General features: G+C 67.2%; 24 protein-coding genes. 8 read left to right on the forward strand and 16 right to left on the reverse strand.

Annotation, left to right across the window (positions count from 1 at the left end):
* Positions 1-84: 84 nt before the first annotated feature.
* The 3 genes from AACX88_RS04690 to AACX88_RS04700 all read left to right on the forward strand — a co-directional run bounded on the left by AACX88_RS04690 (position 85) and on the right by AACX88_RS04700 (position 3,806).
* On the forward strand, positions 85-2,313 hold the full coding sequence (locus tag AACX88_RS04690; protein ID WP_339391939.1) for an NADP-dependent isocitrate dehydrogenase: 2,229 nt from the start codon (positions 85-87) through the stop codon (positions 2,311-2,313).
* A 261-nt stretch (positions 2,314-2,574) separates the two neighbouring features.
* Positions 2,575-3,042, forward strand: a complete 468-nt coding sequence (locus tag AACX88_RS04695; protein ID WP_339391940.1) for a LapA family protein — start codon at positions 2,575-2,577, stop codon at positions 3,040-3,042.
* A 2-nt stretch (positions 3,043-3,044) separates the two neighbouring features.
* Positions 3,045-3,806 (forward strand): 4'-phosphopantetheinyl transferase superfamily protein, encoded by a 762-nt coding sequence (locus tag AACX88_RS04700; RefSeq protein ID WP_339391941.1) that lies wholly within the window; start codon positions 3,045-3,047, stop codon positions 3,804-3,806.
* Positions 3,807-3,954: 148 nt separating this feature from the next.
* Here AACX88_RS04700 and AACX88_RS04705 read toward each other — a convergent pair whose 3' ends face one another.
* Both AACX88_RS04705 and pdxR read right to left on the reverse strand, forming a co-directional pair.
* Positions 3,955-4,332 (reverse strand): hypothetical protein, encoded by a 378-nt coding sequence (locus tag AACX88_RS04705; protein ID WP_339391942.1) that lies wholly within the window; start codon positions 4,330-4,332, stop codon positions 3,955-3,957.
* A gap of 160 nt (positions 4,333-4,492) precedes the next feature.
* Positions 4,493-5,914 carry a MocR-like pyridoxine biosynthesis transcription factor PdxR gene (gene pdxR / locus AACX88_RS04710; protein ID WP_339391943.1) on the reverse strand — a complete coding sequence of 474 codons (1,422 nt, stop codon included), beginning with the start codon at positions 5,912-5,914 and terminating at the stop codon, positions 4,493-4,495.
* A 253-nt stretch (positions 5,915-6,167) separates the two neighbouring features.
* Between pdxR and pdxS the strand changes: the two genes are divergently transcribed.
* From pdxS to AACX88_RS04725, 3 genes are read left to right on the forward strand one after another with little or no spacing between them, the layout of a single operon-like run.
* On the forward strand, positions 6,168-7,049 hold the full coding sequence (gene pdxS, locus AACX88_RS04715; RefSeq protein WP_339391944.1) for a pyridoxal 5'-phosphate synthase lyase subunit PdxS: 882 nt from the start codon (positions 6,168-6,170) through the stop codon (positions 7,047-7,049).
* Complete coding sequence (pdxT, locus tag AACX88_RS04720; protein WP_339391945.1) at positions 7,043-7,624, forward strand: pyridoxal 5'-phosphate synthase glutaminase subunit PdxT; 582 nt, start codon at positions 7,043-7,045, stop codon at positions 7,622-7,624. Before pdxS ends, pdxT begins: the two co-directional genes overlap by 7 nt.
* Entirely contained in the window at positions 7,614-9,212 is a 1,599-nt protein-coding gene (locus AACX88_RS04725; protein WP_339391946.1) for a helicase HerA-like domain-containing protein, read from the forward strand. The genes pdxT and AACX88_RS04725 overlap by 11 nt, the downstream gene beginning before the upstream one ends.
* 116 nt (positions 9,213-9,328) lie before the next feature.
* On the opposite strand, the gene AACX88_RS04730 is transcribed toward AACX88_RS04725, so the two are convergent.
* Together AACX88_RS04730 and AACX88_RS04735 are read right to left on the reverse strand one after the other, a co-directional pair.
* Positions 9,329-10,234: a diacylglycerol/lipid kinase family protein gene (locus tag AACX88_RS04730; RefSeq protein WP_339391947.1), complete on the reverse strand. Its 906-nt coding sequence runs from the start codon at positions 10,232-10,234 to the stop codon at positions 9,329-9,331.
* A gap of 23 nt (positions 10,235-10,257) precedes the next feature.
* Positions 10,258-11,340 (reverse strand): winged helix DNA-binding domain-containing protein, encoded by a 1,083-nt coding sequence (locus tag AACX88_RS04735; RefSeq protein WP_339391948.1) that lies wholly within the window; start codon positions 11,338-11,340, stop codon positions 10,258-10,260.
* Positions 11,341-11,479: 139 nt separating this feature from the next.
* Here AACX88_RS04735 and AACX88_RS04740 point away from each other — a divergent pair, with 139 nt between their 5' ends.
* Complete coding sequence (locus AACX88_RS04740) at positions 11,480-14,347, forward strand: LuxR C-terminal-related transcriptional regulator (RefSeq protein WP_339391949.1); 2,868 nt, start codon at positions 11,480-11,482, stop codon at positions 14,345-14,347.
* A 5-nt stretch (positions 14,348-14,352) separates the two neighbouring features.
* Here the strand turns inward: AACX88_RS04740 and AACX88_RS04745 are convergent, their stop codons facing one another.
* From AACX88_RS04745 to AACX88_RS04795, 11 genes are all read right to left on the reverse strand, one after another.
* A complete protein-coding gene (locus AACX88_RS04745) occupies positions 14,353-15,174 on the reverse strand; it encodes an LPXTG cell wall anchor domain-containing protein (protein ID WP_339391950.1) in 822 nt (273 codons plus the stop codon).
* Positions 15,171-15,860 carry a SipW-dependent-type signal peptide-containing protein gene (locus tag AACX88_RS04750; protein ID WP_339391951.1) on the reverse strand — a complete coding sequence of 230 codons (690 nt, stop codon included), beginning with the start codon at positions 15,858-15,860 and terminating at the stop codon, positions 15,171-15,173. Before AACX88_RS04750 ends, AACX88_RS04745 begins: the two co-directional genes overlap by 4 nt.
* Positions 15,857-16,462, reverse strand: coding sequence for a hypothetical protein (locus AACX88_RS04755; RefSeq protein WP_339391952.1), 606 nt, complete (start codon positions 16,460-16,462; stop codon positions 15,857-15,859). Before AACX88_RS04755 ends, AACX88_RS04750 begins: the two co-directional genes overlap by 4 nt.
* Positions 16,459-17,049: a signal peptidase I gene (locus AACX88_RS04760; RefSeq protein WP_339391953.1), complete on the reverse strand. Its 591-nt coding sequence runs from the start codon at positions 17,047-17,049 to the stop codon at positions 16,459-16,461. The genes AACX88_RS04755 and AACX88_RS04760 overlap by 4 nt, the downstream gene beginning before the upstream one ends.
* Positions 17,050-17,101: 52 nt before the next feature.
* Positions 17,102-17,704 (reverse strand): alternate-type signal peptide domain-containing protein, encoded by a 603-nt coding sequence (locus tag AACX88_RS04765; RefSeq protein WP_339391954.1) that lies wholly within the window; start codon positions 17,702-17,704, stop codon positions 17,102-17,104.
* A 28-nt stretch (positions 17,705-17,732) separates the two neighbouring features.
* Complete coding sequence (locus AACX88_RS04770) at positions 17,733-19,808, reverse strand: vWA domain-containing protein (RefSeq protein ID WP_339391955.1); 2,076 nt, start codon at positions 19,806-19,808, stop codon at positions 17,733-17,735.
* A 218-nt stretch (positions 19,809-20,026) separates the two neighbouring features.
* On the reverse strand, positions 20,027-21,373 hold the full coding sequence (locus AACX88_RS04775) for a carboxylesterase family protein (protein WP_339391956.1): 1,347 nt from the start codon (positions 21,371-21,373) through the stop codon (positions 20,027-20,029).
* Positions 21,337-21,846, reverse strand: a complete 510-nt coding sequence (locus AACX88_RS04780) for a phosphoribosyltransferase (protein ID WP_339391957.1) — start codon at positions 21,844-21,846, stop codon at positions 21,337-21,339. Before AACX88_RS04780 ends, AACX88_RS04775 begins: the two co-directional genes overlap by 37 nt.
* A gap of 179 nt (positions 21,847-22,025) precedes the next feature.
* Positions 22,026-22,547, reverse strand: coding sequence for a DUF2087 domain-containing protein (locus tag AACX88_RS04785; protein WP_339391958.1), 522 nt, complete (start codon positions 22,545-22,547; stop codon positions 22,026-22,028).
* Between the two features lie 211 nt (positions 22,548-22,758).
* Entirely contained in the window at positions 22,759-23,199 is a 441-nt protein-coding gene (locus tag AACX88_RS04790) for a YchJ family protein (protein ID WP_339391959.1), read from the reverse strand.
* Positions 23,145-23,480 (reverse strand): hypothetical protein, encoded by a 336-nt coding sequence (locus AACX88_RS04795; protein WP_339391960.1) that lies wholly within the window; start codon positions 23,478-23,480, stop codon positions 23,145-23,147. Before AACX88_RS04795 ends, AACX88_RS04790 begins: the two co-directional genes overlap by 55 nt.
* A gap of 325 nt (positions 23,481-23,805) precedes the next feature.
* Between AACX88_RS04795 and AACX88_RS04800 the strand changes: the two genes are divergently transcribed.
* Positions 23,806-24,384, forward strand: coding sequence for an HhH-GPD-type base excision DNA repair protein (locus AACX88_RS04800; protein ID WP_339391961.1), 579 nt, complete (start codon positions 23,806-23,808; stop codon positions 24,382-24,384).
* 7 nt (positions 24,385-24,391) lie between these two features.
* Here the strand turns inward: AACX88_RS04800 and AACX88_RS04805 are convergent, their stop codons facing one another.
* On the reverse strand, positions 24,392-26,728 hold the full coding sequence (locus AACX88_RS04805) for an HNH endonuclease signature motif containing protein (protein WP_339391962.1): 2,337 nt from the start codon (positions 26,726-26,728) through the stop codon (positions 24,392-24,394).
* Positions 26,729-26,736: the final 8 nt, after the last annotated feature.

The raw sequence follows: 26,736 nt of genomic DNA on the forward strand, positions 1-26,736 counted from the left end.
GGATGGAACGCGAGCGAGTCCAACGCGACCAAACGGTAGGATGGTGAGGTCAAACCCCACGACGATTCGGAGCAGTCCATCACCATGGCCAAAATCATCTACACACGCACCGATGAAGCGCCCCTGCTGGCGACCTACTCGCTCAAGCCGATCATCGAAGCCTTCGCCACCTCGGCGGGCGTCGATGTCGAGACCAGGGACATCTCCCTGGCAGCCCGTGTGCTCGCACAGTTCGCCGATCGTCTCCCGGCCGACCAGCAGGTCGCCGACGCACTGACCGAACTCGGGGAGCTCGCCAAGACCCCCGAGGCCAACATCATCAAGCTCCCCAACATCTCCGCCTCCGTCCCGCAGCTCAAGGCCACGATCGCCGAACTGCAGTCCCAGGGCTTCGACCTCCCCGACTACCCGGAGGAGCCGGAGACGGACGAGGACAAGGACGTCAAGGCCCGCTACGACAAGGTCAAGGGATCGGCCGTCAACCCGGTCCTGCGCGAGGGCAACTCCGACCGCCGCGCCCCCGAGGCCGTTAAGAACTACGCGAAGAAGCACCCGCATTCGATGGGCGCATGGTCGCCGGAGTCGAAGACGAACGTCGCGACGATGGATGCCGATGACTTCCGCGCGAACGAGCAGTCCGTCGTCATGGGCGCCGATGACACCCTGAGCATCGTGCTCGTCACCGACTCCGGCGACGAGGTCGTCCTCAAGGAGTCCCTGCCCGTGCTCGCCGGCGAGGTCGTCGATGCGACGAAGATGAATGTCGCCGCTCTCGACGAGTTCCTCCGGGCGCAGATCCAGCGGGCCAAGGACGAGGGTGTGCTCTTCTCCGTCCACCTCAAGGCGACGATGATGAAGGTCTCCGACCCCATCCTCTTCGGCCACGTCATCGAGGCGTTCTTCCCCGAGGTCTTCGCCGAGTACGGTGACGCGCTCGCCGAGGCGGGACTGACCCCGGACAACGGCCTCGCAGCGATCCTCGACGGCCTCGATGCCCTGCCCGCCGAGGTGGCGGCCGGTGTGCGTGCCGGCATCGAGAAGGGCTTCGCCGAGGGACCGGCACTGGCCATGGTCAACTCCGCCAAGGGCATCACCAACCTCCACGTGCCCTCCGACGTCATCGTCGATGCCTCGATGCCCGCGATGATCCGCGTCGGCGGGAAGATGTGGGACAAGGACGATCAGACGCAGGACACGCTGGCCGTCATCCCCGACTCCTCGTATGCCGGGATCTACCAGACCGTCATCGACGACTGCCGCGTCAACGGGGCCTACGATCCCACGACCATGGGCACCGTTCCCAACGTCGGTCTCATGGCGCAGAAGGCCGAGGAATACGGCAGCCATGACAAGACCTTCGAGATCGAAGCCGCCGGTGTCGTCGAGGTCCGCAACTCCGCAGGCGAGGTGCTCATGAGCACCGAGGTGGCCCCCGGCGACATCTGGCGCGCATGCCAGACGAAGGACATCCCGGTCCGCGACTGGGTCAAGCTCGCCGTCACCCGGGCGCGCCTGTCGAACACGCCCGCCGTGTTCTGGCTCGACGACTCCCGGGCGCACGACCGCAACCTCAAGGCGAAGGTCGAGGAGTACCTGGCCGACCACGACACCGAAGGCCTCGACATCCGGATCATGAGCCCGGTCGATGCGACCCAGTTCTCGATCGACCGGATCCGGCAGGGACTCGACACGATTTCGGTGACCGGCAACGTGCTGCGCGACTACAACACGGACCTCTTCCCGATCCTCGAGCTCGGCACCTCGGCGAAGATGCTCTCCGTCGTCCCGCTCATCGCCGGCGGCGGCCTGTTCGAGACCGGTGCGGGCGGTTCGGCGCCCAAGCACGTCCAGCAGCTCGTCGAGGAGAACCACCTGCGCTGGGACTCCCTCGGTGAGTTCCTGGCTCTCGCCGAGTCGTTCCGCCACGAGTTCAACGTCCACGGCAACGCCCGCGCCGGTGTGCTCGCCGACACGCTCGACGCCGCGACGGGCCGCTTCCTCGAGGAGAACAAGTCGCCCTCGCGCAAAGTCGGCGAGATCGACAACCGCGGCAGCCACTTCTACCTCGCCCTCTACTGGGCGCAGGAGCTGGCCCAGCAGACCGAGGACGCCGAGCTCGCCGCCGCGATCGCCCCGGTCGCCGAGGAGCTCGAGGCGAACGCGGAGACCATCGCCGGCGAACTCCTCGCCGTGCAGGGATCGCCGGTCGACCTCGGCGGATACTACAACCCGGATGAGGCGAAGACCGCAGCGGTCATGCGCCCGTCCGAGACGCTCAACCGGATCATCGCGACCCTGAGCGAGAAGGTCTGAGGCTGAGCGTCAGCGTCTGAACGATCCTGAGCGTCAGCGCCTGGGCGATGCTGGGCGTCTCCGTCTGAGCGATGCTGGGCGTCTCCGTCTGAGCCCCTGGTCGGATCACCGACCAGGGGCTCGGTCGCATCGCTGCCCGTCGTTTCACACCAGCGGCCAGACGCCACGGTAACTGCGCTGCGCTGACTCGCCACTCGGCTGAGGCGTGGGCCCGGTTCCGCGCCGCTGACTCATCGGCCCATCAGCATCTATGATGGGCCCATGAGTTCTCCAGACCCCCGTGGACGGTCCCAGACGCCCGAAGAGCTGCTCGCCGAGACCGATGCGCTGCTCGGCCAGTCCCAAGCGCCCTCCCAAGCCGAGCAGGACGGCCAGGCTCCGACGCAGGAATCACGGACGCCTGTCCAGCAGTCGCCTGCCGGACAGTCGCCTGCCGGACCGGCACCGACAGGGACCTCGCGGGTCGAGAAGCAGAACGGCGGCATGTCAGCGGGCATGTGGTTCTCGCTCATCCTCGGCGCGATCATTGTCGTCCTCCTCCTCATCTTCATCCTGCAGAACAACGTCCCCGCGCAGTTCCAGTACTTCGGCTGGCAATTCCAGCTGCCGCTCGGCGTGGCGATGCTCTTCGCCGCGATCGGCGGCATCCTCGTCGCCGGGATCATCGGCTCGGTGCGAATCTTCGTCCTCGGGCGCAAGCTCAAGAAGATCGAGAAGGCAGCGCGCTGAGCGTGCATCCCGACTTCACCGTTCTGCCCACAGACCTTCCCGCGACTCTCGTCCTCGCCGACACCGACGGTGCCGCCGCATGGGCGCGCAGCGATGACACGATCAGCACCGTGCTCACCGAGCAGGAGCGGAACTATGCCAAGGAGTTCGGCGGCGAGGCGGCCCTGACCTGGGCGGCGGGTCGTGTCGTCCTGCGGTACGTGCTCGGCGCTGTGCTCGACGCCGATCCGTCGTCGATCGAGATCCGACTCGATTCCGCGGGCAAGCCCCGCGTCGAGGACATCGAGTTCTCCGTCACGCGAGCTCAGCGGCTCGTCCTCATCGCCGTCTCCGATGATCCTGTCGGTGTCGACCTCGAAGCCGTTCCCGACGCCGCGGTCGCCTCCGAGGCGCTCACGCTCCTCCACCCGCGGGAGCGCGAGGAGCTCGAATCGCTCGCCGAGGCGGTGCTCCCAGACGCGGAGTTGCCCCGTGCGCAGCGGCCCACTGCGAAGCAGTCCAGTGCGGAGCGATCCGAGGCGGAGTTCCTCGTCGCTCAGCAGCCACCGGCTGCGCATTTGACCCTGCCCGAGGCGTTCGTGCGTGTGTGGGCGCGCAAGGAGGCGTTCCTCAAGGCACTGAGCACCGGTCTCGCCCGGGATCCCGGCATGGACTACATCGGCGCTGGTGAGGTGCCCGAATCGCCGCACCCTGATGTCGACATCCACGACCTCGTCGAGGGCGTTCCCGCCGGGTACCGCGCCGCGATCGCCTTCAACCGCTGACACTCCCCCGGCAGGTCGGCTCGCTCAAGCCAGCCGCCACTTTTCGACGCGCCCAGCCTCAGCCGCTGCTCGTTCAAGCCAGCCGCTACTTTTCGGCGCGAGGAACGTTCGAAAAGTGGCGGCCGGCTTGAGCGAGCGTGGCCGGCGCTCAGTCGTCTTTGCCGAAGTCGGGGCCGTTCGCTCCGGTGGTGAAGACGATGGCGATGCCGAGCGAACCGAGGGCGACGAGTCCGAAGAGGATGAATCCGCCGGCCGGATTCGCCGCAGCCGCCAGGACGATGCCGAGGATGAGACCTACGATGAAGACCGCGTCGGCGATGACGATGTGCTTGAGATACGTCCTCGCGCCTTTGCTCACACCGTACGAGATCTCCGTGGCCGAGCTGAGGAAGAGCAGGACTGCCGCCGTGATGACGGTCCACGTCGGGACGAGGAAGAAGTCAGTGAGTCCGGGGATGAACACGAGCATTGCGCCCGCGAGGAGAAGTTTGACGATTCCGTCGACGACATACACGGGCTTGATCATGGTGCAATTCTACGGGGCCTGGGCGCCCGCAGACGGTGAGCTTCATCGCGGGCGATCGACTCGGCGCCGGACGGTTGCCGCAATAACGCTGGCTCACGACGTGCTTGCCCCGTACTCACGACTGGCTGGCCCTGCGCTCAACGACCGGCTGGCCCCGCGCTCAACCACCGGCTGGCCCCGTGCTCAGCGACTGGATGACCCCGAGCACCGAACGCAGCACTGAGGCCTCGACGTTCGAGTGAGCGACGACGATGCCGTGGCGCACCGCGCTGTCACCGCTCCACCCGTCTGCCAGCGACGCGACCCGGATGTCACGGTCGAGGAGTTCACGCTGGAGCAGTTCGGCCTCGTCGGTCTCGATGACGAGCGTCCTGCCCTCATGGACCAGCCCGGGAATCGCACCCACCTCGGCGACGACCGCTTCCGCGGCACGCAGTCGCCGTCGTCCGCGAGCGATCCGCCGCCGCAGCCCACCGGATTCGAGGTACCCGGCCACCGCGCTCTGCAGCACAGGCGCGACCGCCGGACCCCATGACCTCCGCACCCCGGCCATGGCCTCACCCGACCGTCCTCGGGCCACGACGTAGCCCGTCGACACCGCGGTCGTGAGCAGTGTGGAGAACGTCCCGATGTGGACGAGATCGACGTCGAGATCCATCGATCCCGCCAGATCGTAGAGCGTCGGCACTGCCGTGCGCTGGAACCTGGCCTCGCTGTCGTAGTCGTCCTCGATGACCGTGACTCCGGCGTGCGCCGCCCAGTCGAGCAGCTGCATGCGCATGCTCACCGGCATCGTCGTCCCATGGGGGAACTGGTGGTTGGGGGTGACGACGACCGCAGACACCCGACCCTCGAGGTCCCGCAGCCGGTCGATGTCGAAGCCTGTCGAGACGTCGAAGGGAACGAGCTGACGATCGGCCATGGCCAGCCGGAGGCCGGGAAAGCCGGGATTCTCGACCCCGATCGGCCCGTCGAGGCCCGCGGCGAAGAGCAGACGCAGACCATCACGCGAACCGCTCGTGAGGATGATGGCGTCGGGATCGACGCGCATGCCGCGCAGCAGGCGGAGGTGGTCGGCAACGGCCCAGCGGGCGCCGGGCTGCCCGAGCGGGTCGGTCGTCCCCGGCTCGACGTCGAGCGCGTCCCGCCACGCCTTGCGGAACGCAGGATCGCGCAGCGGATCGTCCCCGCCGTGGCCGGGACGCAGGTCGATGAGTCGCCGAGGCGGCCTGCGGGGAGTCGGCGGCGGTGCCGGCGCATCGGATCGGCGCAGCAGGGCCGTCGGCAGATCCGGATCGACGATGGTGGCAGCCCGCTCGCGGGTGAGCAGGTAGCCCTCGACGGCGAGCTGAGCGTACGCCGTCTCCACAGTGCCCCGCGAGACGCCGAGGTGGCTCGCGAGCTTCCGGCTCGAGGGCACCGCTTCGCCCGGGCGCAGCTCTCCCTGGGCGACGAGCTCGCGGATGCCGGTGACGAGCTGATCGGGCAGCGGAATCGCCGAGGTCTCATCGATGTCGACGTTGAGCGTCTCCCGGCTCGACCGGGTCAGCGCCGCTGCCCGTGGCCCTGACGGCGTCGACACACCCGCCGCTGATCGCGCCGCTGCCCGCGCCCCTGATCGTGCCGACGCATCCTTCCCCGACCCGACCTGTGCCTTCTGCACTTGGTGCTGCGCCGCAGAGCCGGATGCCCTGGAACCGTGAGCTGTCATACCGCGATTCTATCGCCGCCCTGCACAACTGGCCCAAAATGTCACCTCTACTCTGGCCCTGCGCATAGGCCACTTGCGCATCTAGCCTGAATGGGACCACGCACATCAGAACGAAGGCACAGCAATGACCGAAACCCAGACCCTGCTCAACACCGGACTCGCCCAGATGCTCAAGGGCGGCGTCATCATGGACGTCGTCAACGAGGAGCAGGCGCGCATCGCCGAGGCCGCGGGCGCCTCGGCGGTCATGGCCCTCGAACGGGTTCCCGCCGACATCCGCGCCCAGGGCGGCGTCGCCCGGATGTCCGATCCCGACCTCATCGAGTCGATCATCAGCGCCGTGTCGATCCCCGTCATGGCCAAGGCCCGCATCGGCCACTTCGTCGAGGCGCAGATCCTCGAGACCCTCGGGGTCGACTACATCGACGAGTCCGAGGTCCTCTCCCCCGCCGACTACGTCAACCACATCGACAAGTCCGTCTTCAAGGTGCCCTTCGTCTGCGGTGCGACCAACCTCGGCGAGGCCCTGCGCCGCATCACCGAAGGCGCCTCGATGATCCGTTCGAAGGGCGAGGCCGGCACCGGCGACGTCTCCGAGGCGATGCGCCACCTGCGCACCATCAACTCCGAGATCCGGGCGCTGGGTGCGAAGAGCGAGGACGAGCTCTACGTCGCCGCCAAGGAGATCGCCGCCCCGTACCCGCTGGTCAAGCAGGTCGCCGGCCTCGGCCGTCTGCCCGTCGTCACCTTCGTCGCCGGCGGCATCGCGACCCCGGCCGACGCGGCCATGATGATGCAGCTCGGCGCCGACGGCGTCTTCGTCGGCTCCGGCATCTTCAAGTCCGGCAACCCTGCGGCCCGCGCCCGCGCGATCGTCGAGGCGACGACGCACTACGACGATCCCGCCGCCGTCGCCGCCGCCTCCCGAGGTCTCGGCGAGGCCATGGTCGGCATCAACGTCGCCGACGTCCCCGCACCGCACCGCCTCGCCGAGCGCGGATGGTGACCCTCGGCGTCCTCGCCCTCCAGGGAGCGTTCCGCGAGCACCTCACGGTGCTCAACTCCCTGGGGGTCGAGGCCCGCAAGGTCACCCGGCCCGAGCACCTCGAAGGCCTCGACGGGATCATCCTCCCCGGTGGGGAGTCGAGCGCGATGGTCCGTCTGGCCGCCCCCACGGGACTCTTCGTCCACCTCGGCGAGAGGATCCGTGACGGCCTGCCCGCCTTCGGCACCTGCGCCGGACTCATCCTGCTCGCCGACCGGCTCACGGACGACACGCTCACCGGTTTCGACCGTCCCGGCGGACTCGACGTCACCGTCGCCCGCAATGCCTACGGCCGGCAGCGGGAGTCCTTCGTCGCTCCCCTGGAGATCACCGGGATGACCCCGGATTTCGACGGCACGTTCATCCGTGCCCCGCAGATCGTCGAGACCGGAAGCGCCGAGGTGCTCGCCCGTCACGACGGGGCCGCCGTCCTCGTGCGGCAGGGGAATGTGTGGGGTGGGAGCTTCCATCCGGAGTTGGGTCCGGACACGAGACTCCACGCGGAGTTCGTGCGAAGATTGGGCCATGACGACTGAGGCGATCGACACGCTCAAGACCGGCTACACCTTCGACGGCGCCACCCTCGAACTGGGGGTGGCGCTCGACGGGGAGACACCGGTTCCCGACGTTCCCATCTCGATTCCACTCTCGATGCTCAACCGGCACGGCCTCGTCGCCGGTGCCACCGGCACCGGCAAGACCGTGACCCTCCAGGTCCTGGCCGAACAGCTCTCCCGGGCCGGCGTCCCGGTCTTCGCCTCCGACATCAAGGGCGACCTCTCCGGCATCGGCGCCCCCGGCGTCGCCTCGGAGAAGCTGACGAAGCGCCTCGAGGCCGCAGGCCAGCAGTGGGACCCGAAGGCGAACCCGACGGAGTTCTACACGCTCGGCGATTCGGGTCTCGGCACGCCGATCCGGGCGACCGTGACCTCGTTCGGTCCGATCCTGCTCTCGAAGGTCCTCGAGCTCAACGACACGCAGGAGTCCGTGCTCTCCCTCGTCTTCCACTACGCCGACAAGGCCGGTCTCGCCCTCCTCGACCTCTCCGACCTCCAGGCCGTGCTCACCTACCTCACCTCCGCTGAGGGCAAGGCCGAACTCGAGGGCATCGGCGGGGCCTCGAAGGCCACCGTCGGCGTCATCCTGCGCAAGATCGCCGAACTCTCCGCCCAGGGCGGCGACGTCTTCTTCGGCGAACCCGAGTTCGACACCGCTGATCTCCTCCGCGTCGACGACTCCGGCGCCGGCATCGTCTCCGTCCTCGAACTGCAGAAGCTCAGCCAGTCCCCCGCCCTGTTCTCGACCTTCCTCATGTGGCTGCTCGCCGATCTCTTCCAGGATCTGCCCGAGGTCGGCGATGCGGACAAGCCCGCCCTCGTCTTCTTCTTCGACGAAGCGCACCTGCTCTTCGCCGACGCATCGAAGGCGTTCCTCGAATCCGTCACCCAGACCGTCCGCCTCATCCGGTCCAAGGGCGTCGGCGTCTTCTTCGTCACGCAGACGCCCAAGGACGTCCCCGAGGATGTGCTCGCCCAGCTCGGCTCCCGCATCCAGCACCAGCTGCGGGCGCACACCCCCAATGATGCGAAGGCACTCAAGGCAACGGTGCAGACGTTCCCGAAGTCCGGCTACGACCTCGAGGAGCTGCTCACCTCGCTCGGCATCGGCGAGGCGATCGTCACCGTCATGGACCCCGACGGCGCACCCACCCCCGTGGCCCCGACGCGGATGCGCGCACCGGAGTCGAAGATCGGCCCGATGAGCGAGGACGAGGTCCGCGCGGCCGTCGCGGCCTCCCCGCAGCAGAAGAAGTACGGCACCGCGATCGACAACGAGTCCGCCCGGGAGATCCTCACGGCCCGCCTCGAGGCAGGGGCAGCGGAGAAGGACGCCGAGGTGAAGGCCGGCGATTCCGCGGGCTCAGGTCCGGCAGGGACTGGTTCGGGAGGGGCCGGGAAGGTCCCGTTCCCCGAGGACCCGGCGCCAACGCGGTCGAAGGAGGCACCGAAGGAGGACAACCTCTTCTCGCAGGTCGTCAACTCCTCCGCTTTCAAGCAGTTCACGCGCACCGCGGCCCGTGAGATCGCCCGCGGCATCTTCGGCACCTCGCGCCGCCGACGCTGAGGCTGTCACCGGCGGTAAGACGCCCAGTCTCTCTGCGCCGACGCTGAGAACTCAGCTCCGGCGGTGAGGCTCTCATCGCCGGTCGCACCCCGGCGGTGAGCGCGTCCTGCAGTGCCTCAGTTCGGCGGCGTGACGACGTCGAGAAGCAGCTCGCCCGTGCTCACTTCGATCGCGGTGAATTCGCCGAGGTGGTCCCCGTCGAGATGCACGGGCGCGGGCTCGTCGACGGTGACCGTGGCCGCCGGCGCGGTCCAGTACCGCATCGCAGGGTCGGCCTCGGGGCAGCCGCGCACACAGGCTGTGCCGATCCCCGCCCACACACGCAGGCGGGCGACGGGCGAGTCGGTGCCGAGGACGACGGCGAGGAAGTCGATGTCCTCATCGGTCACCTCGGCGCCGGGGAAGACGGGAATGGGACCGGCCGGGCGGGAGGTCTTCGCGGCCATGACTGCCCACACGCGCAGACTCTCGCCGTCGATGCTCACCGTGTGCTCGGGGGCGAAGAGCGCACCGATCGCACCCCGGGCGTAGCCGAGCAGACCCCATGCGCGCCGGTGTCCGGCCACCGCGTGGGCGTCGCCGCCGATGCCTGACAGGGAGAGGAAGTGCTCGTGACGGCGCACCCCCTCGGCATCGGTGCAGTCGGCCGTGCACACGGGCACGGCCGCTCGGCCGGCCGCGCCGTGGACGAACTCCTCGCACAGGCGCAGTCCTGCGCGGACCGTGTGGACTCCGATCGCCCGGCTGAAGACGTTGCCCGTCCCGGTGGGGATGATGAGGACCGGGACGTCCGCCTCGGCGAGCACCGGGGCCGCAGCGCGGAGAGTGCCGTCGCCGCCGAGGACGACGACTGCCTTCGCACCCCATTCGACGAGGTCAGCGGCCTGCCGGGCGCCCGTGCGCGTCGCGGTCGTCGACACCGTCCGGTAGCGGACGTGGACGGCGTCGAGCAGGGTGACGAGCCGGTGGTGGGCACGATGGGTCCGGGCGTGGAGCGGATTGACGATGATCCCGAGCCTCATGGTCTTCCCTCACTCTGTCTGCCTCAGCCGAACGCCGGGTGGGTCTCGGCGATCGCCTCGGCGCGGTCGAGGTCGACGGACTCCCCGGTGAAGGGTTCGACGACCACCCGTGGACCTGTCTTCTTCGGTGAGCGCTTCCACGTTCCGCGCGCCCGCGTGCCGGCGATGACGGTGTTCTTGAACATCCCGTTGCCGCCGGGCACGACGGCTTTCTCGTGGGCGGGGGCGAGCGTCTGACTGCGGTCCTTGTAGCCGAGGATGAGTTCGTCGAAGCCCGGCAGCAGCAGCATCGTCTGTGTGTCGGCTTCCCCCTCGCCGAGGCGGTCGTCGAGGTCGGGGGCCTGGAAATGCTCGCGATCGTCGATGTCGGTCGCGACGATCGCGCCCTCGTCGACGGCGGCTCGCAGCGCCGCGCGGATCAGCGTCTTCGGCAGGCCCGTCCAGCGCGCCGCATCATCGACAGTGACCGGCCCATGACTGAGCACATAGCGCCGCATCCACTCGGTCAGCGCGGTCTCAGCGTCGATGCCGGCGTCTCCCGAGTGATCGCGCAGGACGTAGGCGAGCTCGTCGCGATCGGCGGCGAAACCGGATTGGACGATGATGCCGCGCATCGCCAGGGTCGTGAGAAGGTAGCGTTCGCGACCGTACTCCTCCCCTTCGCCCACCCCGTGCATGAGGGGTGCGAACTCCGCGAGGAGGTCCTCCCTGCTCAGCGGCCCACGTGTGGAGATCGCCGATTCGGCGAGGTCGGCGGCACGTTCGAGCATCTCCTCGCTCACCCCGAAGTGCTCGCGCCTGGCTGTCTGCGACCTGATCAGGCGGGGTGCGGTGAGGGCGAGGATCCAGCCGATGTCCTCGGCCGCAGCGAAGTGGATCGTGCCGCGCTGCGTCCACGACCGCACGATGTCTCCCGCCTCGATCGCCGCCCGCACCGCAGCCACCGACGGCTGCCGCAGACGCAGGGCCACGGACACCAGCGCCCCGGGCAGGGCCTGGGCCTGGACGCATGCGAGGCGGCGGACCACCTCGGCGGGATCATCCGACGACGAACCGATCAGGTCGAGGGAGAGCAGCCGGGCGGCGGAGACTTGTGTGATCTTCACATCTTCAGCGTAGCCCCCGCACACGAGGATGGATTACGGTCGGATAACGAGGCACTCTCCACGGCGTGTTGACTTCACCTGTCGTGAACGGATGTTCGATCATGAGAGTGCAGCCCTCCCCACCACAAAGGAAACATCTGTGACTTTGAGCCCCATCAGAGCACGCGATCGCCTCGTCGACGACATCTGCCGCAGGGCGGTGACCGAAGGCGGGATGCTGTGCATGGTGACCGGATTCGCCGGCACGGGCAAGACCTGGCTGCTGCGCAAGATCGGGGAGAGGATGTTCCCCACCTCGCCCGTCGCCTTCGCCACGGCTGACGAGTTCGAGAAGGACGCCCCGTACAGCTTCGTCGAGAGGCTGATGAGCACCGGTCTCGCACCGTTCCGCGTCATCGACGTCCACCGCTCGCCCATCGACATCGCCCGGGAGAGCATCGCCGAGTTCGCCGAACGCGACCGGCCCGAGCTGCAGACCATCATCGTCGACGACGCCCAGTGGATCGACGTCGAATCCCGTCTCGTGCTGCGCTACATGGTCCCCCGGGTCATGGGCCTGGGGATCTTCATCGTCGTCGCCGGCAGGCTGCCCGACATCGAGGCCGCACCCGTGTCGTTCTTCGCCGATCTCGCCGAGTCGGCTCCCCACGGGGAGAACATCGTCCTCGAACCGCTGACCGTCGAGGAGATCCAAGCCCTCGCCGTCGATGTGCTCGGGGCCTCGATCTCCCCATTCACAGCCGAGACCCTGCGCAACGCCACCGGCGGGTCGTTCCTCAGCGTGGACAGCATCTTCCGCCGCATCACCCCGCAGGAGCGCAACAAACTCCACCTGCTCTGGGACATTCCCATCCGCGGGGTCGATCCGGTCCACAATCCGCTGCTCGCCCCGGTGTTCGAACTGCCCGATCCTGCCCGGTTGGCAGTCGAGATCGTCAGCTGCGCCGACACCGAGCTTGCGCCCCACGTCGTGCGAGAGGTGGCCGCGCACCTCGATGAGGTCGTCGACATCGAGCCTGCGGTGACGGCATCCGTTCTCACCGAATCGGGGTTCGGTTCGACCGTGGCGACCCGACACTCCCTCATCGCGCATGCGGTGCGCCAGACCCTTCCACGTGAGCGGGCACAGGCGATCTATCGGGCGCTGGCGCCGTCGGCGCACGGGTTCCGGCGCATGTGGTACACGCTGAGCGGGGCGACGGAATGGAATGCGGAGCTTGCGGCAGCGGTCGAAGCGTTCGTCACCGAGGCGGTGCGGGCGCGCAATTTCGAAGCGGTCAACGATGTCATGCGCCGCAGCCTCGACATCGCCGACGGTGAGGCGCGCACCTCGCTGCTCATCCATCTGGCTCTGCTCAATATGCAGAACAAGACGGTGTACTCGGTGCTCGATCTCATCGACGAGTTCGAGGCCCTGCCTCCGAGCGCGGTCCGCGAGTGCATCATCCTCACGATCTTCGCCCACCGCAAGGATCAGGAGTTTCCCGTCCACCGGCTCGCGGAGTTCCTCGCCGTTCCCACCGACTCACCGGAGGAGCGCACCCTGCAGGCGTATGCGGCGTTCCTCGAGGTCATCGAGATCATCCGCAGTCAGGACTTCAGCGACCTCGGCGCGGCGATCGACCAGGCGCAGGCGATGATCGCCCGTGCTCCCAGGCATCCCGACGAGGTGGACAACCCGGCGATGCGCTGGATGGTCGCCCCGGCGCTGTGCTCGCTCGTCCTCGAGGCCTTCCGGATGCTCCAACTCGTCCTCGAACTCGATGCGGCGACGATCTCCGACCGACTCGACGAGTTCGAGCCTCGGGTCCTCGGTCTCGAGCCGAGTTCGTACAAGATCGACGCCCTCACCCCGCTGGCCGTGGTCGCCATGACGATCGGCGAGATCGACCGTGCCCGGCGGCTCTCAGGGGTCGGCGTCGACCTCCTCGAAACGGTCCGGAAACCGTGGGCGGCCGGCACCATGCGCCTCATCCACGCCCATGCGTTCTCGCTGACCGGATCGCTCGATGAGGCCGCCGAACTCGTCGTCGCCGCCACCGAGTCGAGCGGCAGCACGATCGACGTCGAGACCCGGCTGCCGCTGAGCGGGCTGCAGGCGTGGCTCAATGCCGCCCGTGGGGTTCCCGACTTCATCGACCTCGAGGCGCAGACACACCGGCAGACGGCTATGTCGTGGCAGCCGTACGCCGCGGACATGGTCATCACGGCCTCGTGCGAACGTGCTCGCGCCCACGGCGATCCGGACGGGGTCGTCGCCGCATCGTCGCCGCAGAAGGTGCGAAACCTCCAGGGCACCCAGCGCGGGTTCCTCAGCTATCGTGCGCACGCCCTCATCGACCTCGAGCGGTTCGACGAGGCCAGGGAGCTCATCGAGGCGATCGACGCCGCTCGGAGCCAGGGATGGCAGCCGTACTGGGGGTCGGTCGACTGGCTTCGGGCCAGGCTCGTCGCGGCGGAATGCGCGGCCCCGAGGTTCGAGATCGACGGTGTCATGGGCCGCGATTCCGTGTCCGGAGGGGGCCGCGGTTCCGTGTCCTCAGGGGGTCGGTCGGACAAGTCGAAATCCGTCGCCGAGGCGGAACGGCACTTCGATGCGGCCCTCGGCGACGATCGGTTCCCGCTCCCCCGGGCGCTGACACTGCGCGACTACGGGATCTTCCTCATCGGCTTGGGCGACCGGGACAGAGCCCGGTCGGCACTCGACCATGCGTTGGCGATCGTGCGCAGAATCGGTGCCGAGGCCTACGCTCCGGGCATCGTCGAGGCATTGGGCACGGTGGCGAAGATGGGTGAGAATCTCGTGGGGACGCTGACGGCCCGCGAGCTCGAGATCGGGCGGCTGCTCGCCCGGGGGCGGAGCAATCAGGAGATCGCCGCAGAGCTCTTCGTCAGCCCGGCGACGGTCCGCTATCACGTGTCGAACGTTCTGCGGAAGCTTCAGCTCAAACGGCGCAGCGAGGTCGCGAAGGTCTTCCAGGACGCCGGTGAGACTGTCACGCGGTAGTCATCTCAGCTGCGGCGGCGGACGGCTCGGACCATGGCGGCACCGGCACCGGCGAGCACGGCGCCGAGGATCGCCATCCACCACATCGCACCGCCGGTGCGCGGCAGGTAGCCGCCGTCGGCGGTCGTGCCGTCGGCGGTCGTGCCGTCGGAGTTCGACCCCGCGTTCGATGCGGCGTTCGACCCCGCGTTCGAGGATGCGTCGCTCTGCGTCGAAGAGTCGTTGCCCGACCCATCGCTCCCCGAGTTCTTACCCGACCCGTCGCTGCCCGAGTCCTTGCCCGAGCCATCACTGCCCGAACCGCTGTCGGGGTCGGTGGCGTCGCCGCCGAGTTCGAGGAGGACGTCGAAGCTGCCCTGTCGTGCACCGACGTTCGACTTGTTGCCCGAGGTCGCTTCGATCGGGAAGTCGTAGCCGATGGTCACCGGAGTGGTCTCCCCCTTGGCGAGGGGGATCTCCATGATCCGGGTCGTCCCGGCAGCCGCGAGGTCCTTGATCGACGAGGAGCCGCGCTTCCAGTCGATGCCCAGGTCGTCGTAGAACTCGTCGGGGATGTCGGCTGTGAGGAGGTCGACGTCGACGATGCTCACCGTGAGGGTTCCATCGGTGGGACCGTCATTGCGCACGGTGAGGGTGCGGCTCGTGGAGTCGCCGGGGACGGTGACGGGGAATCCGACGAAGGTCTCCGTCGTCGTGTCGCTGTAGGCGCTGCCGTCCCAGGACATCTGGATGGCTGTGTCGGTCGGGGCCGCCTCGGCGGCGGTCGCAGTGCCGAGTGCGAGGAGGCCGGCGATCGTCAGGGTCGCCAAAGCACGTGGGAGTCTCACGGGGTGGCACCTCCCGGGCGGAAGGTCTCGTAGTCGAAGGCGATCTCTCGTGTGGGTTCCTTCTTCGGGTCGAGCCCGAGTCGAACCTTCGCGTTCCACGAGTCCGTCGCCTCGACTTCGGTTCCGGCGGGGTCCTTCGCGGTGACGGTCGCGGTGTTCTCATACTCACCGACCACGCCGTCGTTCTTCAGCTTGGCCGTGACGCACCAGTATTCGGTGGTCGGCTCGGTGGTGTCCGAGTAGTCCGCGCTCACGGGCGTCGAGCGCAGCTCTTGGGGCGTGCTCGGTGTGTTGGGTACGGTGCATTCGCTCGGTGCGCTCACCCGGAAGATCGAGACGTCTGAGGCTCCGAAGATGCCGTCACTCCAGTTCGGCGGGGTGATCTCGTAGCGCAGGCCCTTGTTGCCCTGGCTGAGCGAATCGGTCTGGAGGGGCACGGCGACTTCGCCGTTCTTGAGCAGGACCTCCGCCTCGGCGGGGCCGATTCCCACCTTCACGGAACCGTCCTTCGCGGCCTGAGTGTTATCGACCCGGCCGGCGGCGAAGTACTCGTAACCGCTGGAGATCTCACCGTCCCCGTGGGCGGTGTCGCTCCACAGGGCCAGAGTTCCGCCACCCACGCCGAGGAGGATGCCGAGCGCCGCTGCGATGCTGAGGATTCCGGTGTTGCGCAGCTTCCGGTTCATGGCCGGCCTCCCGCGTCACGGACCTGGTCGAGGGTGAGGGAGAAGCGGCCGAGGTCGGCGACCTGGACGGGACTCTCGGCACCGAAGCGGTCGTCGAGGTCGGCGAAGTCGAGGGAGACGGCAACGGAGAACTCGTCCTCACGTCCAGCGTCGTCGGTGCTCAGGCGGTCCTCGTCGAGGGTGATCGCCGTGCCCAGTGGGGCGGGATCGCCGAGGCGCTTGCCGGCGGCATCGCGGACCTCGTAGTTCGCGCTCACGCCGTCGGGGAGCTGCGCGGGGTCCACCCAGGCGACGCTGATCTGCGCGGTCATGTTGTCGCCGTCGATCCGGGTCGTGAACTCCTGGCTCATCTCCACGGTGTCGCCCTGGCGGACGAGGAAGGTCTCGGGGTCGATCGTGCGTCCGGTGTTCTTCACATCGGGCGAGGTCTCCGTCCACGTGGTCTCACCAGCGGTGACGCCGAGGTCTCCGGCGATGATCGTCGCAGGGGTGGCCTGACCGGCGGTCTTCCACAGCGCCATGGTCCCGCCTCCTGCGGCAGTGCCGGCGATGAGGACTGCGGCGGTGAGGATCGGCATGCGCCAGCTCTTCCTCGTCGTCATGTCCTGTTCTCCATCTCGCGAGTCTGTGGTGCTGTATCAGTCGCCTCGTGGGCTCCGTGCTTCTTCGCGCGGCGTTTCTCGATGCCTGCGGAGACGAGCGCGTAGACGGCGTAGGCGATGAGCACGAAGCCGATGCCTGCCACGAGCAGTCCCTTGTTCCCGCCCACGGCCTGCTGCACGTAGCCGAGCTTCGGGATCGAGTAGATGACCTTGCCCATCACCTGGGCGTCGACGATGGGTTCGTCGTCGTTGCCGTTCGCGTCTCCGCGGGTGACGTAGGTCCGGCCGTCTGGGGTGTCGGTGACCGCGACGACCCGGTGCGTGATGAGCATGGGATCGCCCGAACGCGGCTGGAAGGTCACCGGGTCGCCGATGCTGTAGCTGTCCTGGGGAACCGAGACGACGATGTCGCCGGGTTCGTAGGTCGGCTCCATCGACCCGGTGAGCACCGTCAGCGCCGCACCGTTCATCACCTTGGGCACGACGCCGATGGCGACGGTCAGGCCGAGAAAGCCGATGAGGACGATGGCGAACACCCCGGACCGCAGTCCGCGTGCGAATCCCGAGGTCCGGGAGTGTCGTGCCATCGTTGTCATCCTCGTGTGTCGGTCGCCTGATTCCTCAGGCTGCGGGTCAGCCTCAGCGATCCTGCTGGAGCTGGATGTTCGAGCCGGCGAGGGCGGCCTGGGTCTTGACGAGCTCCTGGTTCGGGGTGCTCTTGTCGAATTCGGCGGTGACGACGACGTTGAAGTCGGCGGTGCCGTCGACGGCCTTGCCGGCGGCGACCTGGGTGCTGCCGGGGTCGGTGTTGTCCGAGGAGACGAGGGAGAGCTCGACGCCGGCGTTGTCACCGGTGGCGATCTCCTTGCCCGAGGCGTCCTGGACGGAGTACTTGAGCGAGAGGCCCTGGGAGAGGGCACCTTCGAGCGCTCCGCCGCCGGCGAGCTTGAGCTTCGCGACCATGTTGTCGCCCTCGAGGCCGACGTCGACGCCGTACTTGCCCTGGACGGTGTCGCCCGGGATGATCTTGAAGGTCTTGAGGTCGATGGCGTGCGGGCTGTCGGCACGGTCGGCCGAGATGTCCTGCCAGCCGGATTCGGTGACGGCGACGTCGAGGTTACCGGCGGTGATCTGTCCGCCGTCGGCTTCGGCGCTGTCGGTCCAGAGGGCGAAGGTTCCGCCACCGAGGAGCAGGGCTGCTCCGGCTGCTCCGGCGATGATTCCGAGGGTCTGCTTCTTCACGATTCTCTCCTGTTGTCGTGTTTCGGTTCTACTTCACTGCGCCAGAGGCGGAGCAGGTCATGGTTTCGCCCGGGTTCAGGCGGGTCTTCGGGCACTTCACTGAGGAAGCGGGAAGCTTGTCGTCGACGACCGTGATGCCGTCGAGGGGGGTCTTGCCGGTGTTCTTCACGAGGTAGGTCCAGGTCACGGTGCGCCCGTCGGTGACGGTCTCCCCGGCCTTGATCTCCTTCGCCCCGTCGAGGCCGGCGGCGGTCGGGGTGTCCCACGCCTTCTTCTCGATGTCGATGCCGGGCACGAGGCTCTGCTTGTTCGTCACCGTGCACTTGACGGCGTCGCCGACGGTGACGTTGAGGCTGATCGCGTCCTTGGTCACGGAGACCTTCTGGCCGTTTATGCGGCATTCGACGGCGTCGAGTGCCCATCCGTCGGCGGTCTGGGCCTGCGTGAGCAGCTCTTCGATGCTCACCTTCGACGAGGTGGCGGGCTTGGGGGTCTGGAACTTCACCTGGTAGGCGACCTTGGAGGTCTCCCCGGTCGTCTGCTTCGAGGTGGGGCCCAGTGTTCCCGGCGCCGAGGCGGTCACCCCGAACGTCCATCCCGCACCGCCGGGTGCCGGTGTGTTTGCTCCGTAGGCGAGCGTCTTCTTGTCGATCTCGATGTCCGCCCGGCAGGTCGCGCCCTTGGCGACGCTGGCCATGAGGTCGGCGAGTTCTTCCCAACCGGCTTGGAAGTAGTCGGCGTCGTTGATCGAGCCTCCGGTGGTGTGCTTGGTGCTGCCGGAGATCGCTGCGAGGTTGGGGCCGCCGTTCTTGACTCCGTCGCCGACGCCGACGGCCATGAGGCGGCTGCCCTTGGCTTTGATGGCGTTGGCGGAGAAGACTGCGGATTCGATCTCGTCGAAGTTCGTCTTCGAGCCGTTGCCGCCGTCGTTGCTCGTGTTGCCCATCGAGTAGGTGGGCATGCCGTCGGTGACGACGACCACGAGGTCGTAGGGGTCGGCGACGTTGGCGGCCTGCCACATCGCGCTGTCCCAGTTCGTGCCGCCGCCGGTGTTGTAGGCGTCGATGCGCTTCTTGATGGTGCCGGCGTTGTTGCCGGGGTCGATCGACATCGAGGGCCAGTTGCGTCCGTCGTCGGTGTCGTTGCGCGGCGAGTTGTCGGAGAACGTGTACAGGGCCATCGAGGAGTTGGTGCCCTTGAGGGCGTCGACCATGCCCTTCGAAGCGTCCTTGAGGGTGCCGAGGGCATTGGAGTTCGACACCGAACCGGAGAGGTCGAGGACGAGGGCGACGCGGAGTCCCGCCGAGCAGGAGACCTGCAGGCTGGGGTTGCTGCGGGTGTTCTGCCACGTGCCCGTCGAGTTCGTCAGGTCGGACCCGCGTTTGCCGACGGTCATGAAGTGCTGGCCCGAGCGGTAGGTGTTTCCAGAGCGCAGCTGGTCACCAGTGCGGAAGGCGTAGCGCTCGGTGGAGTTGTCAGCGGCGGTGCCGACGACGAACCTGTCGTTGGCCGACCAGCCTTCGGGAGCGGATTCCTGGACGATCCAGAAGCGCTTGTCGCGGTTGGCCTGGGAGGTAAATGAGGTGCAGAAGAGCGTACAACTGGTCTGGGGAACCGTGAACGAGCAGTCACCATCGGCATCAGAGGTGCACGAGGCCCAGCTGTCGCCGATCCGGGAGCCGACACTGCCGCGGTTGTCGGAGTACAGGCGCAGCTTGACGCCTGCGAGACCCTTGACGGTCGTCTCGCTTGTCCGGTCGCCGCCGACCTTGACAGTGATGACGGCGTTGTCGCCGCTGGCGCGGGGCACCGATTGCGGGGCGACACTCTTAGGTGCCTTCGCGGAGGCATCGTCCTGCGGAGCGACGCTCTTCGGTGCCTTCGCGGGAGCATCGTCCTCAGGCGACGAGGACTTCGGCGTTTCGTCTGGGGCCGAGGCCGGAGCCTCGGCGGGGATGGGGGTATCGGAGGGGGTATCGCTCTGGGTGGGAGCGGTCTCGTCGGCGTGAGCTACGGGGACGGTCGAGAACGAGAGGACCAGGGCGGTGGCGACGGCGACGCCGGCGCGCGCAAGCCGGGATACGAATCCTTGCTGGTGTCTCACGGTTCTCCTCGAACAGCTTCAGGCAACTCTTCGAGTTTAGGAATCGGGGAGACAGAACACCCTAGCCGAAAGGCTAGGTCGGGTGTTGGGAAAGTGTTGGGATTCGCGTCGGGTCCGCATCCCGGTGTCGGCATCCGTTCACAGACGGTGTCCGACAATGATCCTCAGCCGACTGTCCGGGACCAGGACTGTTCGAGTGCCCAGAGTACCCGAGATTCTCAGCCGAGGATGTCGATGAGGCCTGGGACCCGCACGCGGGGCAGCGCCCCGGAGGTGGTGAAGCGGCCCCAGATCCGTCGCAGTTCGGGGCCGGCCACCTCGGCGGTGGAACCGTAGTCGAGGAAGCTCTCATCCCACACGGGACCGGGGAAGAGCAGGGGCAGATCACCGGAATGGGCGGCGTCGAAGAAGCTGCCGTCGCCGCGGGAGACGATGAGGAGGCGGGCACCTTGGCCACCAGACATCCGGTGGCGGTCGTAGAAGGCCTTTGCCGCGCGGGTGTAGACGGCTGAGGTGATCCCGGAGATGAGGGATTCGAGCATCGGCGAGGTCAGGCGGCGGTCGTGGAGGCGGTGGAAGGCGGGGACGAAGCCGGCGAAGAAGGCGATCTCACGTTCGGTGCGGGTCATGAGCACGTCGTACTTCGGTGCGACTCTCGCCCAGGCAGCGGCGGCGTCTGCACGGGGCGGCAGGGGGTAGGCGCCGTAGTGGACGCCGAAGCACATGCCGGCGTGGAGGCCGCCGACGAGCGCGGCTTTGTGCACTTCGTCCTGGGCGGCGAGGATCTCGGTGATCGTCGCACCGTCGGGGATGCGGGCGGCGACCTTCGCCATCGCCCAGTTCATCGAGTCGGTGCCGCCGGAGAGTCCCAAGGGAGCGGATGCCATGATCACACGCGAGAAGAGGCCCTCGGTCGCCTCGGCGATCATGAGGTGGGCGCAGGCGTCGGCACCGGCGCTCTGCCCCGCGATGGTCACGGCGTTCGGGTCGCCTCCGAAGGCGGCGATGTTGCGCTGCACCCAGCGCAGGGCGGAGATCTGGTCGAGGAGCCCGAGGTTCGAATGCTCCGGCCGGCCCTGCCCGAGGTAGCCGAGCACGCCGAGGCGGTAGGTGAGCGAGACGACGATGATGCGCTGTTCGGTCACCAGGGTGTGCGGGTCGTAGATCTCCGCGTCTCCGGCCCCGGTGACGTAGGCGCCGCCGTGGATCCAGACGAGAACCGGCAGCGGGGTCTCGGCGTCGCGCGGCATAGTCACGCTCAGCCGCAGGCAGTCTTCGCTGGTGGTCAGGCCGCCGATCTGGTCGAAGCTGATGTCCGCGTTGGGGTCGACTCGATGTTGGGGGCTCGCAGGCCCGGGTCGGGTGGCGTCGATGAGGTCGACGGGTGGTTCGTCGACGGGGTGGGCGAACCGCTCGGCACGGGCGTAGCGGATGCCGCGGGCACGGATGACGTCGCCGTCGATGATCCCGCGCACCTGGCCGCAGGGTGCGGGGATCTCCGTCGTCGAGTCGTCCGCGCCTCGGCGGTCTACTTCGACGGTTCGACCGGGGGCTCTGCTGACCATGGGAAGACGATCCACTGATCGGTGCGCTTCCACACGAAGTCGGGGTCGACGATCGATGCGGACTTCGCGTAGATGACGGCGGACTGTGCTTCGGCGCCGTTCTTCTTGAGCAGTTCGAGGACGAGGGCCAGGGTGCGGCCTGAGTCGGCGACGTCGTCGACGACGAGGAGCTTCTTGCCTTTGATCGCGTCGATGTCGAGCATCGGGGCGAGCAGGATCGGGTCGGGAAGGGTCTCCTCGACGTCGGTGTAGAACTCGACGTTGATGGCGTCGGAGAGCTTGAGGCCGAGCGCGTACGCGAGGGCTCCGGCGGGCAGGAGGCCGCCGCGGGCGATCGCGATGACGATCTCCGGGTCGTAGTCGGAGTCGGCGATGATCTGGGCGAGGTCTCTGGCCGACTGGCCGAAGGTGTCCCAGGTGAGGATCTCTTTGTCGGTGAGGTCGGTCGAATCGGCGTGGTATGCCTGGCCCATGGATGCTCCTTCTGCGGTCCTTGTCCGTCGAGATTCCAAGAATACGCGGTCGTCACCGCGGTGCCGAAACATTCGCAGCCCATCATTGCAACAGTTCCGTCCGCATTCGCTGCGGGAGTGTCTACGTCGCCGCGAACAGGCCTCGGTCGACGCCCTCAGCGCAGCCTCGCCCATCGCCCTCAGCGCAGCGCGGTCTCGAACACCCCGGCCTCCTGGTAGAGGTTGCCCTCTCGCTTCGGCAGTGTCGCAGCCATCCAGTACTCACCGGTGTGGGCGTTGCGTTCGAGGTAGCCGTAGTCGATGAGTTCGCGACGCAGCCGGGCGAAGTCCGGGTGGAATCCGCCGAGGTGGTCGTTGAGTTCCTTCTCCGTATAGATCCGGTGCGGATCGAGTGTCTCGCGGATGTCGAGGAGGAGGACGACGAGCGCTCGGCGCTTGGTCGGGATCGCTGTGAGCGTCCCGTCGTTGACGAAGGTGCGCCGGACCTTGGCTTTGAACCGCTCGAGAGCTGTGTCGGCCGTCGGGTCAGTGCTTCCGCTCTGCACCGCGTCCACGGCGGGCACGGAATTCTGGGCTCGGTCGACGCTTTCAGTTCGCTCAGCGTTCTCGGCCAGCAGTGCGGCTCGAGCTGAGGTGTAGTTCTCCCCCGTCGTCGCCATGCGTGCACGGATGAGGGTTTTGAAGTCGCTGTTCTTGGTCACGGTGGATGTCCTTGCTCGACCGCGCATCGCCCCAGCTCGACGCCCGGTCAGGAGTTCTCCACTGACAAGGCGGTCCGAGGATTCTCTCCCCTTCGCCGAATGGTCTGCTAGCTGGGGTGTCAGACCGCGGCTGGGCGTCGGATTCGCCACCGACAGTATAGCGGGAATCTCGGGCCCTCAGTCCCCCGTGATTAAGGCAATCCCCAGTGACTTAGTCCTCGACCGGAGCGAGGTACAGCCACCGACCCGCCCGCCGGGCGAATGCGGAGTTCTCTTCGAGCACATGATCGCCGAGGTCGTCGCGATAGTGGGCGCGGAAGTGCACGGTCCCCGTGTCGTCGGCTTCAGATCCTGCCCTGATGTCGAGGATCTCGAGGCCCGTCCAGGTGACGTGTTCGTCGACGCCGAGGTCGCTCGGACGCGTGCGTGGGTGCCAGGTGCGGAAGAGGTGGTCGGCGTGCTTCCGGGAGAAGGCGGTGTAGCGCGAACGCATGAGCGCCTCGGCGGTCGGCGGCCACACCTCCCCGTCAAGGGCAGGGCGACAGCAGTCGTCGAAGTCGGCGCCGGTAGGCACCCCGGAGCACGGGCAGATCAATGTCAGCTCGTCGAGCCGGGTTCGACGTGCATCTCCTCGGGCGCGAGCTGGATCCATTCGGTGAATTGTCCCGTGCCGTTGCGCTCTTCGAGGTGGACGATCTCGCCCTCGGCGAGGAGGTCGGTCACACGGGAGTAGGCGTCGTCGACGTCGTCACGGGTGGCGTAGTGGGCGACGAATTCGCGGGGTGTGAGTTCGGTGCCGTTCTCGGTCATGGCAAGCATGCCGTCCTTGGCGAAGTCTTCGTCCTCCCGGACTTCGAGCCTCAGCCGGTATTCGCCGGTGCTCACACGCTTGTCCTGCTGGGGAGTCTCGAAGTAGTCGACTGCTGCACTCATGTCACGTCGCCCTTTCTCGCATCGCTGATGGCTGCCTCCAGCTTATGCCCGTTCGCAGCCGCCGATGGCGGTGTTCTCCATTCGGGATGTTTCAAAGGCTGGTGGGCGCAGCAGGCTGGTCTCATGGCTCGACGTTCGACCCGCACCGCCAGCGTTCGTGAATGGTGCCTCGTGTTCGGGCACGACTCCTCGCGTTCGTGCATGGCGCCTCGCATTCGGGCAACCTTGCCACCTTGTGTTCGGACATCTACGACACCTCGCGTGCGAGTTTGGTGTCCCGTGGTTGTGCATGGCGCCTCATGTTCGAGCGTGCGAGGATGGACGGATGACTACCGTGTTTCTCTCCGGCGATCCCAAGTCCGACGAGCTGCTGGCCGAAGATCCCTTCGCACTGCTGACAGGGATGCTTCTTGACCAGCAGGTGCCGATGGAGGTCGCGTTCGCGGGACCTGCGAAGCTCGCCGACCGCCTGGGCAGGCTCGATGTAGACGAGATTGCCGAGATGAACCCGGACGAGTTCCTTGAGAAGTTCGCAGAGAAGCCTGCGGTGCACCGCTTCCCGAAGTCGATGGCCGGGCGCGTGCAGAAGCTTGCCGAGGCGATCGTCGACGAGTATGACGGCGACACCGCAGCGATCTGGACCCGGGACGCACCGACCGGTGCCGAGGTGCTCAAACGTCTGAAGAAGCTGCCCGGGTTCGGCGAGCAGAAGGCCAAGATCTTCCTCGCTCTCCTCGGCAAGCAGTTCGGGCTGGAGGCCCCCGGGTGGCGCGAAGCCGCTGGCGACTACGGAACCGAGGGCAGCCGTCGGTCGATCGCTGACGTGGTCGACGAAGGCACTCTGCAAGAGGTCCGTGCGTTCAAGAAGCAGGCGAAGGCAGCAGCGAAGGCCGCGAAGCAGTAGGACATCCCTAAGGCCCGTCGTTACGGTCATCGAAGAGGGATTCGATGATCTCCTCGGTGATGAATCGGGGATGCAGGATCGGCCTTTGGGCAGGGTCCACCGTTGCCGGTGGTATCCACGCCGGCCGACCGTCGATCAACATGCGCATCTCCCAGTCAGACCGATCCAACAGATGATGATGGGCGCTGCATGCAAGGGCCAGATTGTTGATCTCCGTCTTCCCGCCGAGAGCCCACGGGACGACGTGGTTCGCTTCGCACCATCCGGGTGGAGCATCGCAACCGGGGAATGTGCACCCTTTGTCGCGAGCGGTGATGACCGCGACCTGATGTTTGTTCGCAAACCGCTTCTCTGTCAGCACCTGCACCGTTCGGGCCTTTTCGCTCATGAGATGGAAGAACACCGACCCGTTGAGACCATTCGCGATGAGTTCGTGCATCGGAATGGGTGTCTCGGCACCCGTGGTGCCCTCCCCAGTGCCATTCGCAAGGTCTTCGGCCTTTGCCGTGACGACGAGGGCATACGGTGAGCCGGTTCCGGCCTGTTCCATGCTGATCCGTCCCAGCAGAGTAACGAAGCGTTCGTAGATCCATGCCTTGGCGGAGGGCCGTTCGGCGGTGAGATCGACTGGGGTGCCGTCCTCACACAGTCCCACACCGACAGGGAACTCCCCTGCAGCGTCGTTGCCGTCATCTGCGGCTGATCGCTCATCAACGCCGACACCTGTGTCAGGCGTGGTCTGGAGGGCCCAATCGGGAGGAGCAGACATCGCCGGCAGCGGAGCGTCGAAGACATCGCCGCGAAGCACCGGATCGACCACGTCGAAGAGCGATTGCTGCCCCGGGACAGCGGGGTGATCAGCGGTGCTCTCTCCAGAAGTGGGCGCAATCTCACCAGAATTCGGTTGAGGTCCCGACAATGGCGATGGCGCAGTGGCTTCGCCGTCTGTGCTCGCCGAGCGGATACGTGAGGTGAGCAGCCCGTTGAGGGTGGCTCCGGAGACAGGGTCGAGCAGTCCGCCGAGCACCCAGTCGCCGTTCTTCTTCGGACGAATCGTGATCGAATAGTCCCTTCGAGGCGTCTCCTCGCGGGGCTCCTCCCCGTCCGGGTCGATGTAGGCAAGCATGTGGTCGAAGATTCCACGCAGATCCTTGACTCGCACGGTCGGGGCATAGTCGACCAGCTGCTTCTCCACATCGGCTCGCTGCTCCGCGGTCACCCAGTCCGGCAGGTCGTTCATGCAGTCGTCGATGGCCTTCGCCTGTCCTGCCGAGAGCTTTCCGGTGTGCAGTCCTTCTGCCACCTCGGGGCACAGTGGTTCGAGTGCCTGACCGGTGGTGTCGACTCGACCGCCGAGGTTCTTCGCCAGTTCGGTGCGCCGATGCGCTTCCGATGGGGTGAGGTTGAGGCGGTTCTGAATGAGAGCTTTCGTGTTCTTCGCCCCGGTCTCGGTCGGAGTTCCGACTCGTTCGTAGACGGAGAGCGCGAGGGTCGAGAGCGCTTCGCTGATACGTGAGAGCGCCTCGGCTCCGTCGACGAGGAGCAGAGCCTCACTCGGACCCATGGGGCGGTCGAACGATCGCAGCTCCGAGTCGAAGTCCATGAGAGAGCTGATGCTGCCGGTGACCTCGGGCGCGAATGCAGTCAGATCGGCCCATGCTTCGTCGGTGAGAAGCGGGTGCCGACCCACCCACGCCGGAGACTCATCATCGGCCCCTGTCCGACGGCTCATGCCAGAGGCCGAACTTCCCTGCTCCCCTGCCTGATGAGCAGCAGTGGATCGGGGCTCGTCCACGTCAGGCCGCTGACCGGCACTGGTCGTCCCGCTCTGAACCCCCGCGTCCGCAGTGCGGTCTGCGTTCTCAGTCCGGTCTGCTTGCTCGCTGCGGTTTGCGTACTCAACGGGGTCGATCTCCACGACGCCGGCGCGGTCCCCGACGCACGCGAAGTCTTCAACGCCGCAACAGTCCGCGGCGCCGGGAGGATCTTCGACGCCTGAGGGATCGCCGACAGTAGAGAAGTAATCGATTTCAGGCTCGTCAGGTGATGCCGGCTCGCTCACGTCGACGGCATCTCTGGCACCGAACTCGTCGGCAAGCGGGTGCCCGGTCAGGTCGAATCCGGCCGCAGCGAGCTGGTCGCGCAACGAGATGACGTCTGCGATTATGCCGTCTTCTCGGCTGTCGTTGTCATCGTGCACACCGGCGTCGTCACCACGGCCGGCGGGAAAGAGATCGTTCGACTCCCACTCAGAACCGGGCACGTTCTCGAGAGGAGTCGAAGCGTGGTCATTCGCCTTCTCGGGTTCGCGGTCCGGGTTGAGAGTCATGGCCTCCAGGTCCATCCATCAAC

Source organism: Brevibacterium metallidurans, assembly GCF_037101285.1.
GTDB classification, from domain to species: Bacteria; Actinomycetota; Actinomycetes; order Actinomycetales; family Brevibacteriaceae; genus Brevibacterium; species Brevibacterium metallidurans.